The organism is Variovorax ginsengisoli, from assembly GCF_030811835.1.
Lineage (GTDB): Bacteria > Pseudomonadota > Gammaproteobacteria > Burkholderiales > Burkholderiaceae_C > Variovorax > Variovorax ginsengisoli_C.
Window position 1 is genome coordinate 23,197 of the sequence record NZ_JAUSRO010000004.1, and the last position, 14,603, is coordinate 37,799.

Consider the following 14,603-nt stretch of genomic DNA (forward strand, 5'->3'; position numbering starts at 1 on the left):
TTATAAATCGAGGTGTCCTTGGACCGCATGCATGCTTTCATGCGCGCGGTACCATGGTTGACCATGAACCTTTTGTGCTGCCGATTCAACGCCCTATGGCCGGCTGCCTGCGGAATGCAATCGCCATGCGGCACATGAAGCGGCTCGCGGGTGTGTGGCACCGCGTGCGGCAGGCCACGATGGCCACACCCGGACTGCGCGTGCTGCTGCTGGCCATCCGCAATTACGTGATGCACCAGAGCGCCAACCAGGCCGGGAGCCTCGCGTTTTCGTCGGTACTTGCCATGTTTCCGCTGCTGCTTCTGGTATCGGCTGCGGCCGGCTATATCGGCCAGCCCGGCGATGCTGCGGCGTTGGCCGACCGCGTCATGGGCTACACGCCGCAGCTGGTGCGCGATGCGATGCAGCCGGTCATTCAGCAGGTGCTTGCCCAGCGCAACCAGGCGCTGCTGACGATCGGTCTGGTCGCCACGCTGTGGACGGCGTCGTCGGGTATGCAAGCGGTGCGCTCGGCGCTGAACCGCTCCTACGGCATCGAGCGTGGACTGCCGTTCTGGAAGGCGCGCATCAAGGTCACGCTGTTCACGGTGATCGTGGGCGGGGGCATCGTGGCCGCCTTCAGCTCGGTGATCATCATGCCGTACCTGTGGCGGCTGCTGGAGACCAATGTGGGTGTCGGGCAGGAGGTGCTCTGGCTGCGCAACAGCGTGCGCTACGGCTCGGCCTTCGTGGCACTGACGGTGCTGTATGCCCTGCTCTACGGCTGGCTTCCCGACATCCGCCAGCGCCTGTACACCGTGGTGCCGGGCGCGTTGGTCGGTGCAGCACTCTGGGTGGCCACGGCGGCCACGCTGTCCTACACGCTGCGAAGCGCCGGCAAGCTGGCCTTGCTGTACGGCAGCTTTGCGGGGGTGGTCGCAACGCTGGTCTTCCTCTATATCAGCGCAACCACCTTGATCTTCGGTGCCGAGATCAATGCCGTGCTGCATGAGAAGACCCGTCGCCGGGCAGAGGCGCAGCCCGGCACGCAGCGCTGATAATCGCCAAGGGTTTCCACTGTGGAAACATATTCCAGTTTCTCCCTAAGATTCGGCGCATCCCTGGACCTGCGTTTGCGCGCGGTCCCTTGCACCCTTCCGGAGAAATTTCCATGCGCACCGTACACCGCCTTGGCGTCGCCCTCGGGCTGACTTTTTCGCTGATGCTGCCCGCCTCAGCACAACAGGCGCAAGACAGGGTGATCCGCTTTGGGCACCTCAACAACGCCGACCATCCCGTGAGTTTCGGCGTCAAGCGTTTCGCTGAGCTGCTTGCAGCCAAGAGCGGTGGCCGCATGAAGGTCCAGGAGTTTCCTGCGTCCCAGCTGGGCAACGAGATGCAGCAGCAGTCGGCCCTGCAGGGCGGCGTGCAGCAGATGTCGGCGCCCGCGACCACCTCGCTGGCCGGCATCGTCAAGGAATTCGGACTGGTCGACTTTCCATTCGCCGTGAGCACATTCGAACAGGCAGATGCCCTGCTCGACGGGCCCCTGGGCCAGGCGCTGATCGCCAAGCTGCCAGAAAAAGGCCTGGTGGCGCTGGGCTACTGGGACCTGGGTTTTCGCAATGTGACCAACAGCAAGCGGCCGATCGCCAAGGCGGAGGACCTGGATGGCTTGAAGATCCGCGTCATCCCGAACCCGGTGTTTCTCGACACGTTCAAGGCCTTCAAGGCGAACCCGGTGCCCATGCCTTTCGCCGAACTCTATGGCGCGCTGGAGGCCAAGGCCGTCGACGGGCAGGAGAACCCGTATGCGGTGATCCTCTCGAACAAGTTTTTTGAAGTCCAGAAATTCCTCAGCGCCACGAACCACGTCTACGCGGCGAACATCGTGCTGGTGAGCAAGAAGTTCTGGGACGGCCTGACGCCTGCAGAGCAGCAGATGATGAAGGACGCCGCCAACGAAGCGCGCAGCTACCAACGCCAGGTCAGCCGCGCCGCTGCGCAGAAGGCGGTGGGCGAGTTGCAGGCCAAGGGGCTGCAGTTCAACGAAGTCGCTGCGGCCGAGCAGGCGCGCATGCGCAAGATCGCGAGCCCGGTGATCGAGCGCTTTGCCGCGAGCTACGACCCCGCGATGGTGAAGCTCTACAACGACGAACTCGCACGCATCCGCAAGTGAACGCGCAGGCACGCAATCCCCATGAAAATCCTTGTCCTGCACGGTCCCAATCTCAATCTGTTCGGTCGCCGCGAACCGCACATCTATGGCCGCACCACGTTGGCCGAGATCAATGAGCGGCTGGCCCGGCTCGCCGCTGAACTTCAGGTCGAACTGCTCACGCTGCAGTCCAACCACGAAGGCGCGCTCATCGACTTTCTGCACGCGCACATCGATGCCGCGCAGGGTGCGCTGGTCAATCCAGCCGGCCTGACGCAACACGGTGTGCCGTTGCACGATGCGATCAAGGCGATGCCATTCCCGACGATCGAAGTGCACATGTCGAACATCGCGGCCCGCGAGACATGGCGAGCCCATTCGATCATCTCGCCCGCAGTCAAGGCCACCATTCAGGGGCTGGGGCCGCAGTCCTACCTTGCCGCGCTAAGGGCCCTGGTCGAAACCCTGCGCGAACCGGCGGAACGCGCATGACACGTTGGGTCGACCGGGTCTGCAGGATGCTGGAGGCGGTCATCGGCTTCATGCTGGCGGTGATGGTGGTGCTGGTGTTCGGCAACGTCGTGCTGCGCTACGGTTTCAATTCCGGCATCACGGTGTCCGAAGAAGTCTCGCGCTGGCTTTTCATCTGGATGACGTTCCTGGGCGCGGTCGTCGCGCTCAAGGAACACGGCCATCTGGGCGTCGACATGGTGGTGCAGAAGCTGCCGGCGTCCGGCAAGAAAGCCTGCCTGGCCATCGGCCACATCGTCATGCTGTACATCGTCTGGCTGCTCTTTCAGGGCAGCCTGGCGCAGGCGCGCATCAACTGGGACGTGACAGCGCCGACCACCGGTGCGTCGATGGCGATCGTCTACGCGGCCGGCGTCGTCTTCGCCGTGCTCGCGGCCGTCATCCTCGCGCTCGATCTCTACCGGTTGCTGAGCGGCCAGCTCTCCGATGCCGACCTTGTGATGGTCCAGGAATCGGAAGAAGCCGTTCAGTTGCAGCAGATCCTCGGCGAGAACGCCGCGCCACCACCGGGCCGTGCGCCATGACCATCCTTGTTTTTGTCGGCTCGCTGCTGCTGGCCATGGCGCTGGGCATTCCCATTGCGTTCTCGCTGCTGGCCAGCGGTGTCATGCTGATGTGGCATCTGGACCTGTTCGACGCGCAGATCCTCGCGCAGAACGTGATCAGCGGCGCCGACAGCTTCCCCTTGCTGGCGGTGCCTTTCTTCATGCTGGCCGGCGAGATCATGAACGTGGGCGGGCTGTCGCGGCGGATCGTCGACTTCGCGTTGGCGCTGGTCGGGCACGTCAAGGGCGGACTGGGCTACGTGACCATCATGGCCGGTTGCCTGCTGTCGGCACTCTCGGGCTCGGCCGTGGCCGACGCTGCGGCGCTGACCGCCCTGCTGCTGCCCATGATGGTCAGCGCCGGACACGACAAGGCCCGTGCGGGCGGCCTGATCGCCGCGACCGGCGTGATCGGCCCCGTGATCCCGCCGAGCATCGGGTTGGTGATTTTCGGGGTGGCGGCGAACGTGTCGATCTCCAAGCTTTTTCTTGCGGCGATCGTGCCGGGCCTGCTCATCGGCGGCGCGCTGTGGGTGACCTGGGCCTGGCTGGTGCGCCGCGAGAAGATCGTGCCGCCGCCGCGCAAGTCACGCGCGGAGGTCATGACGGCATTGCGCAAGGCGCTCTGGGCCCTGATGCTGCCCGTGATCATCCTGGTCGGGCTGCGCATGGGCGTGTTCACGCCCACGGAAGCGGCCGTCGTGGCTGCAGCGTACGCGCTGTTCGTGTCGACCGCGATCTATCGCGAGCTGAGCTGGCGCGATCTCTACGGCATTTTCGTGAGCGCGGCCAAGACCAGCGCGGTCGTGATGTTCTTGATTGCCGCAGCCATGGTCAGCGCCTGGCTGATCACCGTGGCCGACCTGCCTTCCAAGGTGATCGGGCTGCTGCAGCCTTTCATGGACAACAAGATCCTGCTGATGCTCGCCATCATGGTGCTGGTGATGGTGGTGGGCACCGCCATGGACATGACGCCCACGATCCTGATCCTCACGCCCGTGCTGATGCCCGTGGTCAACGCCGCGGGCATCGATCCGGTGTATTTCGGCGTGATGTTCATCATCAACAACTCCATCGGGCTGGTGACGCCGCCGGTGGGCACCGTCCTGAACGTGGTGGCCGGCGTGGGAAGGATGTCCATGGACGACGTGACGCGCGGCGTCGTGCCTTTCATGATTGCCGAGTTCGGGATCATGTTCGTCATGGTGCTGTTCCCGTGGCTGGTGATCTGGCCTGCCAAGCTCTTTGCCGGCTGACGCCAGCCCCCCAGATTCATGACTCCGGAGACATCCATGAACGCTTCGCTGATGCGCCACCTGTCTATTGCCGGCTTGGCTGCCGTGGCCGCCCTGTCGGTCTGGTCTGCCAGCGCGCAGGTCAAGGAGCGCACGCTCAGGTTTGCCTTTCAGAACCAGGCCGGGCATCCGCAGGCGCAGGGCGCGCAGAAGTTCGCGGAACTGGTGGCCGAGAAGTCCGGCAAGAAGATCACTGTCAAGCTCTACCCGGGCGGCAGCCTGGGTGGCGATCTGCAGACCGTCTCTGCATTGCAGGGCGGCACGCTCGACCTCACCGTGTTGAACGCAGGCATCCTGACGGCGCAGGTCAAGGAGTTCGCCGCCTATGACCTTCCTTTCCTTTTCAACGACGCCAAAGAGGCCGACGCCGTGACCGATGGCCCCTTTGGCAGCAAGCTGTTCGCCAAGCTCGAAGACCGCGGCCTGCACGGCCTGGGCTACTGGGACCTGGGCTTTCGCAATCTGACCAACAGCAAGCGCCCCATCACCAAGGCCGATGACATTGCGGGGCTCAAGATCCGTGTGATCCAGTCGCCGATCTACATCGATCTCTTTGGGGCGCTCGGCGCCAACGCGACGCCGATGCCGTTTCCCGAGCTATACGCCGCACTCGACCAGAAAGCCGTCGACGGGCAGGAAAATCCCAACACCACCATCCTGTCGTCCAAGTTCGCCGAAGTGCAGAAGTACCTGACGCAGACGCGGCACATCTACAACCCACAGGCGCTCATCGTGAGCAAGAAGCTGTGGGACGCCATGAGCGCGGCGGAGCGCAAGGTGATCGAAGAAGCGGCCGCCGAAGCCACCGCGTTCCAGCGCACCGTGTCGCGCGGCGAGGCGGACAAGGCGCTGGCGGCGTTGAAGGCTGCCGGCATGACGGTGTCTGAACTGTCGCCGGCCGAGACCGCCAGGCTGCGCGAAAAGGTCAAACCCGTCACCGACAAATATGCAGCCGCGCTCGGTGGTGATCTGTTCAAGGAGTTGAACGCAGAGATCGCCAAGGTGCGCAAGTAGGATCGGCGGATTCGGGCCGACAGCTCGAATGGCAGGCGCACGTCGGCAGCAGCGGCAAACATCAGCAACATCGGCAAAGGGGGCATTGCGGATCGCCCGGAGCGGGCGCTGCCCTACCATTTGCGGCTGTTCCGTTCGCGCTTTAGCGCCCTCTCCTGTTTCCAATGACCGAAATCCGCGATGCCGCCGCCGACCTGTCCCGCTTTCGCCGTCGCGTGCTGGTGGTCGTGGGTGTGGTACTCGTGTGCTTCGGGCTGCTCGCTGCGCGCTTGACCTATCTGCAGGTGGTGCGCCATGCCGAGCTGGCCGAGCGTGCGGAGAGCAATCGCACCGCGATCGTTCCGGTCGTGCCGCACCGCGGCCTGATCCGCGATCGCAACGGGGTGGTGTTGGCGTCCAACTATGCGGCCTACACGCTCGAGATCACGCCGGGCAAGGCCGGCAAGGCGGCCGACCTGGACGCCACCCTGGACGCGCTCGCCGAGGTCGTGCCGATCAATGCGCGGGAGCGGCGGCGCTTTCACCAGCTGCGCCAGGACTCCCGCAGCTTCGACGCGGTGCCGGTGCGTACGCAACTCACCGACGAGGAGGTTGCGCGCTTCGCTGCCCAGCGTTACCGGTTTCCAGGCGTCGAGGTCAACGCAAGGCTGTTGCGCAGCTATCCGCAGGGCGAGGTCGCATCCCACGTCATCGGCTACATCGGCCGTATCAATCAGCGCGAGACCGTCGCAATGGAAGACTGGGAGGATGAGGAACGCGCCAACTACCGAGGCACCGACCACATCGGCAAGCTCGGTATCGAGCAGAGCTATGAGCGCGTGCTGCATGGCCAGACCGGCGTCGAGCAGATGGAAACCACGGCTGGCGGTCACGCCACGCGTCAACTCGCACGCCACCCCGCCGTGCCCGGTCAGAGCCTGACGCTGTCGCTCGACATCAAGCTGCAGAAGCTGGTGGAAGACATGTATGGCGAGCGTCGCGGCGCGCTGGTCGCGATCGACCCGAGGACGGGCGAAGTGCTGGCCTTTGTCAGCAAGCCGACCTTCGACCCCAATCTCTTCGTGGGAGGCATCGACACCGAAAGCTGGAAGGCGCTGAGCGAATCGATCGACAACCCGCTGCTCAACCGTGCGCTGCGCGGTACGTACCCACCAGGTTCGACGTACAAGCCTTTCATGGCCCTGGCGGCCCTGGAGACGGGCAAGCGCACCGCGCAGAAGATCGAGAACGACCCCGGCTATTACCACTTCGGCGGGCGCAATTTCCTGAGTCATCCGGGCGGGCTGGGCGGCGTCGACATGAACCGCGCGATCCAGCATTCGAGCAACACCTATTTCTACTCGCTGGCCAACGAGATGGGCGTGGATATGATCCACGACTTCATGGCGCCGCTGGGATTTGGACAGATCACCGGCATCGACCTGTTGGGCGAGGTGCGCGGCGTGCTGCCGAGCACCGGCTGGAAGCGCAACGCCTACCGGCGTGCCGAGCAGAAGAAATGGCATGCGGGCGAGACCATCTCGCTGGGCATCGGGCAGGGCTACAACAGCTTCACGATGCTGCAACTGGCATCGGCCAGTGCAACGCTGGCCCATGGCGGCGTGCGCTTTCGGCCGCATCTGGTGCGCGCGGTCCACGACACCGTCACCGGAGCGGTCGTGCAGCACATGCGGCCGGCCGCCGAGGATCTGGGCTACGCGGCGCGCAATGTCGACGTGGTACGCAACGCCATGGTCGCCGTGACGCAAGGCGGGACCGGTACGCGGGTGTTCGCTGGCTCGGCCTACACCTCGGGCGGCAAGACCGGCACTGCGCAGGCGGTGGGCCTGAGCGCCAAGGCACGTGCGAGTGGCAAAGCCCTCGATGCGCGGCAGCGGGATCACGCGCTCTACATGGCATTTGCCCCTGCCGACGACCCGTCCATCGCCGTTGCCGCCATCGTCGAGAACGCGGGCTTCGGTGCCGCCAGCGCGGCACCCATCGTGCGGCGCGTGTTCGACTACTGGGTCGACGGCAAATATCCGAATGCAGCCGACATGGCGGCCGTGCAGGCGGGCACGTCGGGCGCGCCCCTGGGCACGCCGCTGCTGGCCAGTGAGGTTGAACCGCGCAGCGCTGGTGCGGACATCGCAGATCCTGCGGCTGGCGACTGAACGAGTGATGTCGCCTCAGGCGGCTACTTCAACGGGACCTTCAAGGGCGTCTTCAGGCCCAGCGCCTGTTCCACCTTACCGGCCACCGATTGCAGGGCACCGAATGCGGAGCTTTGCTTCTGATGGCTCTGCCCTTCGTGAATGCTGATCCAGCTGGTACTTTCGACCACGTGGCAAACCAGCGCGCGGTCGAGCTCGCTGTCCTGCAACAGCAACGCTGCGCGCTTGTTTTCGATCAGCGCTGCGTGCAATTGCCGCACGCGGTCGGGTGCGCTGCTGAGGAAATGCTCAAGGCTGCGGCCCGTGCGCTGCCCGCGCCGGTCCGGTGCCCACTCCGCCAGGCTGTGAATCATCGCGGCCCGCTCGGTGGGCGTGAGCTTGAGTTCGAGGTCTTTCATCGGTCGCTCCTTCAGGGGATGCCGGGCATGCGGCGGTTGATACGTTTCTCTCTTTCCTGGACTACGCCGCCGACACGTGTTTGGATTCAGCAGGGCGAAAAAAGCGCAATGTGGTCTCCATCATGACGGCCTTTGAGGGCCTGCCGCCCCTCCACCCCGGCAAGTTTCCTTGCTGTGGTGCTTGTTGCCATTCAGGAAATCACCCTGGCGGCCGATAGACAAGGGCAGCCCGTTTGCTGCGCCCTGCCCTGTCTGATTTCCATGAAAAACGTCCTGAACCGCATGCGCCTCGCTCCTCGTCTTGTCATGGCGTTCGGGCTGGTGCTGTTGATCACCTCGATTGCGGCTGGCGTCGGCATCTGGCGTCTGCAACGGCTTCAGGACATCGCGGACGACCTGGGCGGTGCGTCGTCGCAGCGCGCATTGCTGGCGCGTGAACTGCATGCGATCGTCGTACTGAGTTCGAGCCGAGCCGAGGTGCTGCTGCAGACGAACGACGAGGCGCTGGCTGCGCGCATCAATGCCGATCGCAAGATCACCTCGGCGCGCTCGGATGTGGTGCGCAAGTCACTGGAGAAACTCGCCGACGATGCGCCGACTGCCGCCCTCTTCGACCGTATCGACCAGGTCGGCGATGCCTTTCGCAAGGCGCGCGATGCGCTGGTCAAACGAAAGGCAGCGGGCGAGCAGGTGGGTGCCGATGTCATTCAGACCCAATTGCGCACGGCAGCCGACAGTTACGCCAAGGCAGTCGACGACCTGGCTGTGTACCAGGCGGGCCGCGTCGAGGCCGCTCGACTGGCGGCTCGCGACAGCGAGCAGGCTGGCATCGCCATGCTCTCGTTGGGTATGGCGCTGGCACTGGCATTGAGCGTTTGGTGCGGCTGGGTGCTGCTGCGCTCGATCGTGCAACCCCTGGCCGCGGCCTCGCGCATGGCCGAGCGTGTATCGGCAGGCGATCTGACCACCCCTGTACCGCGCAGCACCGGCCGCGACGAAGTGCAGGTGCTGTTGGGCGATCTGAGTACGATGCAGGGCAAGCTGGCCGAACTGGTCAACAGCGTACAGACGGTCAGCCAGTCGATCACCACCGCGACCACCGAAATTGCCGACGGTAACCATGACCTGTCGGCGCGCACCGAGCAGGCGGCGTCGAATCTTCAACAGACGGCGTCGACCATGGCCCAGCTCACCGACACGGTGCGCCAGAGTGCCGAATCGACACGGCTGGCCGACCAGTTGGTGACCTCTGCATCGGACGTGGCGTCGCGGGGCGGCAAGGTGGTCGCCGAGGTGGTGTCCACCATGGATGATATTGCGGCGTCATCGCGCAAGATCGGCGACATCATCGGCGTGATCGACAGCATCGCCTTTCAGACCAACATCCTTGCGCTCAATGCGGCGGTGGAGGCGGCGCGCGCTGGCGAGCAGGGCCGCGGCTTCGCCGTGGTGGCCAGCGAGGTGCGCAACCTCGCCCAGCGTTCAGCGCAGGCCGCCCGCGAGATCAAGGCCTTGATCGGCGAGAGCGTCGTCAAGGTCGAATCGGGTGCGCGTCTGGTGGCGGAAGCCGGCTCGACCATGGGTGAGATCGTGGTGTCCGTGGGCCGCGTGGCCGACATCATCGGTGAAATCAGTGCCACGGCGGTCGAGCAGAGCCAGAGCATCGGTCAGGTGAACCAGGCCATCGGTCAACTCGACAACATGACGCAGCAGAATTCGGCGCTGGCCGAGGAATCCACCGCGGCAACGCAGAGTCTGAAGGATCAAGCCGGCAACCTCTCGCGTGCCATCGGCAGCTTCAAGCTCATTGCCTGATCCCCGAGGCTTTGCGGTATTGGCGCCGCGTTCAGCCCGGATTCACGGTTGAAAAATGCGATCGATGCGACAGGCGCGGCAGCGCCGGGTGCCGGAGGCCGATCGGCAACGCAACGGTGGGTCGCACCTCGACCCCGGACGTGGCAGGACACGTCTTTGCGGCACCTTGCGCGATGCCGCTGCATTCGTCGTCGACGAACTCAGGCATCGGCGCGAAGTGGGAGTCGTGCGTGTGCTTCATACGTTCACTTTAGGGACGGATTTCGTAGAAATTGAGGCGGCGGTGCGTTCACTCACTGATGGAACGCGCGATATTCCGCTTCTACCGTGCGCTGCGAGACCAACTGAACTTTCCCACAGGAAGTGCATGCATAGAGCGCACGTCCTGGCCACCATCTCATCCACCACCGTCGAGGTATGCGATTGAGGTGCTGTGCACCGCACCGGCATCGAGTCAAAATAAACATGCCAATCCCTGTCGCCGTGAAGGCGTTGTATTGAAAATATGTGCCAAAAAGTCACATTAATGCGCAATCGTGGCAGAATTACATAGATAACAATTAGTTTCACTTGAGGTGGAAAGGGGTGCCGTTCAGGGCCATCCCGCAAGCTGGACAATGGGCAGATGCCCATCCCACGTTTGTTTCTCCTGCCAGTGTTTTCCGGGGCCGTGGCGTTGCTTGGCCTGGTGGCCGGTTGCGCATCTCCTCCTGCGGCTGCGCCGCTTGACCTTCCACGCCAGACGGTCGCCACACAAACCGCGCTGCAGCCGGCTTCCGCGCCGGTGGCTCCCGGCGGAGAAAGCGCACGCAACGTAACGCCTGCCGGATTCGCGGATTGGGTGAGCGACGTGCGTGCGCAGGCGCGCGGCGCAGGCATTGGCGAGTCCGCGTTGCGCGATGCCTTCGATGACGTGCGTTATCTCCCCCGCGTGATCGAACTTGATCGGGCCCAGCCGGAGTTCACACGCAGTGTCTGGGACTATCTGGATGCCGCGGTATCGCCGCAGCGCGTGGCGCTCGGCGAGCAGAAGTTGGCACAGGTTCGGACCCAGGCCGATGCGGCTGCAGCGCGTTACGGCGTACCCGCCGCCACGGTTGTCGCGATCTGGGGCATGGAGAGCAACTACGGCGGCAACTACGGCAACATTCCCACTATCGATGCGCTGGCCACGTTGGGCTTCGAAGGCCGGCGCCAAGCTTGGGCTCGCGACCAACTGATGGCCGCACTGAAGATCATCGACAGCGGCGACATCCATCATGCCCAGATGATCGGCTCCTGGGCGGGAGCGATGGGTCAGACCCAGTTTTTGCCTTCCAGCTTTCTGGCCTATGCGGTAGATGCTGACGGCGACGGGCGTCGTGATATCTGGGGCAGCATGGCCGACGTCCTGGCATCGACGGCCAACTACCTGGCGCGCTCAGGCTGGCAGCCAGGCGAGGCCTGGGGCGCCGAAGTGCAGTTGCCCGCCGGATTCGACTATGCGCGCGCAGATCGCGTTGTGCGTCAGGCGAGCGCCCAATGGGCTGCCGAGGGCGTGCGAGGCATGGGCGGTGCCGCATTGCCTGAGTTGGCCGACGCATCCGTTCTCTTGCCCGCCGGCGCGCGGGGACCGGCGTTTCTGGTCGGACGGAACTTCCGCGCGATCCTTCGCTACAACAGTTCGGACAGCTACGCGTTGGGAGTGAGCCTCCTATCCCAACGCCTGGCCGGCGGACCCGGGGTGGTCGCCGCATGGCCGCGCGAGCAGCAGGTGCTGTCGCGCGCGCAGGTGCTGGCACTGCAGACCCGTCTGAATCAGCTCGGCTTCGACAGCGGCTCCCCCGACGGGATGATGGGGCCATCGACGCGCGATGGCTTGCGCAAGTACCAGCGCAGCCTTGGCCTGCCGGCCGACGGCTACCCGACGGTGGAGTTGCTCGAACGACTGAGCGCGTCTTGAGCCACTGAAGCAGCGTTCATGGACGCAACCCTGTCTGTATGTACAGGGTTTTGCGCCTCTTTTCAGCGAATTGCCAGGATGCCAAGCCGGTCTTCACGGACTGTGGAGAGTCGTACGGGAAGCTTTTGGCTGTACGCTATGTAAAAGATCGTCAAAAATGTGGTCTAAAGTCAATTATGCGCACAATTTTTTCAATGGGGTCGGAGGGGGGTGTGCGGACGACGTGTGCGAGCACGGGTCCTGCCTGCGCCACCGGAAGCATTGAAACGTCGGTCGGCGCGTTGCCGGCGCAACCCCCCGCGCCAAAGTGAAATTCGGTCCGATACGTCCCTCCCCGGCCGCCGATGGCGGTTGTCTTGCTTCCTTGTTTGCTGAGCGTGTGCTTCGGACGCTTGTCCTGGCAATGATGATCGTGCTGGTCGTTGGCTTGCCGTTGACTTATTTCTCCGTCTGTTACGGGTCGGCTGCTGCTGCACTTCAGACCAAGGCCGCGTTCCGCGGCGAGGTCATCACGCAGGCCATCAACCGGGCGCCGCAGATGTGGCGCTTCGATGAGCACCGTCTGCAGGAACTGTTGGTCCGCTTGCCCATGGAGCCAGCCGATGAGCGCGCGGCCATCGTGTCCGATGAAGGAGAAACGATCGTCGCGTCGCGCAGCGCAGTCGCGTGGCCGGTGATGTCGCGCTCAGTGCCTCTGTTCGAAGCAGGGGTGCCAGTCGGGCGTGTCGTGGTTCAGCGTTCGTTGCGCGGCCTGCTGATGGAGTCCGGCATCGCTGCTCTGCTCGGTTTGGTGGTGGCAGCGGTGGTATTGACTGCGCTTCGGCAACTGCTCGCCAAGTACCGAAGCATCGTTTCGGCAATGTATGACGAGCAGGAGCGTGCCCGCGTCACGCTTCAGTCGATTGGGGACGCCGTCATCACCATCGACGCCAATGAGCGCGTCGAGTATCTCAATCCGATGGCCGAGCGCCTGACGCAATGGACGCTGGCTGAGGCACGGGGCAAGCTCTTGAATGAGGTCTGCGCGCTGGCCGACGAAAGCACGATGCAAGCGATCGCGCCACGCGTGAAGCAGGCGATGCGCGAAGGTCGCTTCTGCGCATTCAGCGGCCAGGATGTCGCGCTGTTCCGGCGCGACGGATCGTCGCTGGCCATCGAGGAGTCGGCCGCGCCCATTCGCAGCGAGGGCGGCGACGTGACCGGTGGTGTGATGGTCTTCCGCGATGTCAGTGGCATGCGGCGCATGGCGCAGCGCATCAGTTGGGCTGCGACACATGACGCACTCACTGGCCTGATCAACCGGGCCGAATTCGAAATCCGGGTCGATGCCGCGCTGCTCAGCCTGCAGACACTGGGGCAGCCGCATGCACTGTGCCACCTGGATCTGGACAAGTTCAAGATCATCAACGACACCTGTGGCTATGCGGCAGGCGATGCGTTGCTCAAACAGATGGCAGATCTGCTGCAGGAAAACCTGTTCAGCTCCTGCAGCGTCGCCCGCCTGGGGGGCGACGAGTTCGGCATCCTTTTCGAAGGACGCACGGTCGAGCAGGCCAAGCTGATCATCGAAGACCTGCTTGCACTGCTGTCGCGGCACCGGTTCCGCTGGGATGGTCGTGACCTCTCCGTGAGTGCCAGCGCAGGACTGGTCGGCGTGAGTGCGGACACGGGGACGCGGTCGGACGCGTTCAATGCGGCCGATACGGCATGCGAGTTCGCTAAGCAGCAGGGCCGCAACCGGGTGTGCGTGTACCGCCACAGCGATCGCGATCTCACCAAGCATCGCAGCGAGGTGCACTGGGCCGCCCGGCTGGCCAGTGCCGTCGAGGAAAAGCGACTGGTGCTTTATTACCAGCCCTACGCCAATCTGCGGTCCGACAAGTTTGAACGCAGACACATCCAGATCTTGTTGCGTTTGCTCGACGAGAACGGCGAAGTCACCGATACGGAGACTTTCCTGCCTGCGGCGGAGCGCTACAACCTGATGCCGTCGTTGGACCGCTGGGTCATTGGCGCTGTGTTCTCGCGGTATCGGGAACTGGCGGTGATGCTGGGCGAGCCGCTGACCTGCTGCATCAAGCTGTCGGGCACCACGCTCAATTCCGATGGGATGTTCAAGTTCCTGCGCGATCTGTCGTTGCGCCACGAACTGCCGCAAGGCGCGCTGAGCTTCGAGATCACCGAAAAGGCGGCGATCAACAACATGCTCAAGGCGACCCAGTTCATGGGTGCCGTTCGTTCGTTGGGGTTCACCTTCGCGCTCAATGATTTCGGCATCGGTTCGAGCTCTCTGGCGTACTTGAAGAAACTGCCCGTCGACTACCTGAAAATCGACGGTAGCCTGGTGCGCAACATGGTCCACGACCGGGCAGACCGAACCATGGTCGAAACCATCAACCGCGTGGGTCATCTGATGGGCTTCCAGACCATCGCGGAACATGCCGAGTCAGACGATGTGGTGCGCCAGCTGCGTGCCATTGGCGTGGACTATGCGCAGGGCGAGGCGGTGCAGTCGCCGTCGCCGTTGACATCATCGCTTTCGCTGTCGGCCATTCAGCCTGGTGCGACGTCGATCGGTGACACGCAAGGTATTTTTTGATTTTCCCGAGGGCACCTGCGTGCCACTGCTTCCTGCTCGGAAGCTGACCTCGCCACCTACGTAGGAAAAAGCCGACAGTCAATCGGCATCATTCCCGATTTTCAAACGTCGCGTGACATTTGTCACAAATCAGGATCAGAATCGCCGTTGTCAGGCCAGGGTTTTTGGCCTCAA

12 protein-coding genes are annotated in these 14,603 nt (G+C 63.8%); 10 read left to right on the top strand and 2 right to left on the bottom strand.

What is annotated here, in order from left to right; all coding sequences use genetic code 11:
• Nucleotides 1-125 precede the first annotated feature (125 nt).
• From J2W36_RS06345 to mrdA, 7 genes are all read left to right on the top strand, one after another.
• Nucleotides 126-1,037, top strand: a complete 912-nt coding sequence (locus J2W36_RS06345; protein ID WP_307688851.1) for a YihY/virulence factor BrkB family protein — start codon at nucleotides 126-128, stop codon at nucleotides 1,035-1,037.
• 113 nt (nucleotides 1,038-1,150) lie between these two features.
• Nucleotides 1,151-2,158, top strand: a complete 1,008-nt coding sequence (locus J2W36_RS06350) for a TRAP transporter substrate-binding protein (RefSeq protein ID WP_307688852.1) — start codon at nucleotides 1,151-1,153, stop codon at nucleotides 2,156-2,158.
• A gap of 21 nt (nucleotides 2,159-2,179) precedes the next feature.
• Nucleotides 2,180-2,629 (top strand): type II 3-dehydroquinate dehydratase, encoded by a 450-nt coding sequence (locus J2W36_RS06355; RefSeq protein WP_307688853.1) that lies wholly within the window; start codon nucleotides 2,180-2,182, stop codon nucleotides 2,627-2,629.
• Nucleotides 2,626-3,192, top strand: coding sequence for a TRAP transporter small permease (locus tag J2W36_RS06360; protein ID WP_307688854.1), 567 nt, complete (start codon nucleotides 2,626-2,628; stop codon nucleotides 3,190-3,192). Before J2W36_RS06355 ends, J2W36_RS06360 begins: the two co-directional genes overlap by 4 nt.
• Nucleotides 3,189-4,469: a TRAP transporter large permease gene (locus J2W36_RS06365; protein WP_307688855.1), complete on the top strand. Its 1,281-nt coding sequence runs from the start codon at nucleotides 3,189-3,191 to the stop codon at nucleotides 4,467-4,469. Before J2W36_RS06360 ends, J2W36_RS06365 begins: the two co-directional genes overlap by 4 nt.
• Nucleotides 4,470-4,505: 36 nt before the next feature.
• The gene (locus J2W36_RS06370; RefSeq protein WP_307688856.1) at nucleotides 4,506-5,522 is read left to right on the top strand and encodes a TRAP transporter substrate-binding protein; all 1,017 of its coding nucleotides are present in this window, start codon (nucleotides 4,506-4,508) and stop codon (nucleotides 5,520-5,522) included.
• Between the two features lie 164 nt (nucleotides 5,523-5,686).
• Nucleotides 5,687-7,675, top strand: coding sequence for a penicillin-binding protein 2 (mrdA, locus tag J2W36_RS06375; protein WP_307688857.1), 1,989 nt, complete (start codon nucleotides 5,687-5,689; stop codon nucleotides 7,673-7,675).
• Nucleotides 7,676-7,698: 23 nt separating this feature from the next.
• Here mrdA and J2W36_RS06380 read toward each other — a convergent pair whose 3' ends face one another.
• Nucleotides 7,699-8,073, bottom strand: coding sequence for a hypothetical protein (locus J2W36_RS06380; RefSeq protein WP_307688858.1), 375 nt, complete (start codon nucleotides 8,071-8,073; stop codon nucleotides 7,699-7,701).
• Nucleotides 8,074-8,334: 261 nt separating this feature from the next.
• On the opposite strand from J2W36_RS06380, the gene J2W36_RS06385 reads away from it, so the two are divergent.
• Nucleotides 8,335-9,888 carry a methyl-accepting chemotaxis protein gene (locus J2W36_RS06385; RefSeq protein WP_307688859.1) on the top strand — a complete coding sequence of 518 codons (1,554 nt, stop codon included), beginning with the start codon at nucleotides 8,335-8,337 and terminating at the stop codon, nucleotides 9,886-9,888.
• Between the two features lie 31 nt (nucleotides 9,889-9,919).
• Here J2W36_RS06385 and J2W36_RS06390 read toward each other — a convergent pair whose 3' ends face one another.
• On the bottom strand, nucleotides 9,920-10,129 hold the full coding sequence (locus J2W36_RS06390) for a hypothetical protein (protein WP_307688860.1): 210 nt from the start codon (nucleotides 10,127-10,129) through the stop codon (nucleotides 9,920-9,922).
• 384 nt (nucleotides 10,130-10,513) lie between these two features.
• On the opposite strand from J2W36_RS06390, the gene J2W36_RS06395 reads away from it, so the two are divergent.
• Together J2W36_RS06395 and J2W36_RS06400 are read left to right on the top strand one after the other, a co-directional pair.
• Nucleotides 10,514-11,830: a lytic murein transglycosylase gene (locus J2W36_RS06395; protein WP_307688861.1), complete on the top strand. Its 1,317-nt coding sequence runs from the start codon at nucleotides 10,514-10,516 to the stop codon at nucleotides 11,828-11,830.
• Between the two features lie 403 nt (nucleotides 11,831-12,233).
• Complete coding sequence (locus tag J2W36_RS06400) at nucleotides 12,234-14,429, top strand: EAL domain-containing protein (RefSeq protein ID WP_307688862.1); 2,196 nt, start codon at nucleotides 12,234-12,236, stop codon at nucleotides 14,427-14,429.
• Nucleotides 14,430-14,603 lie beyond the last annotated feature (174 nt).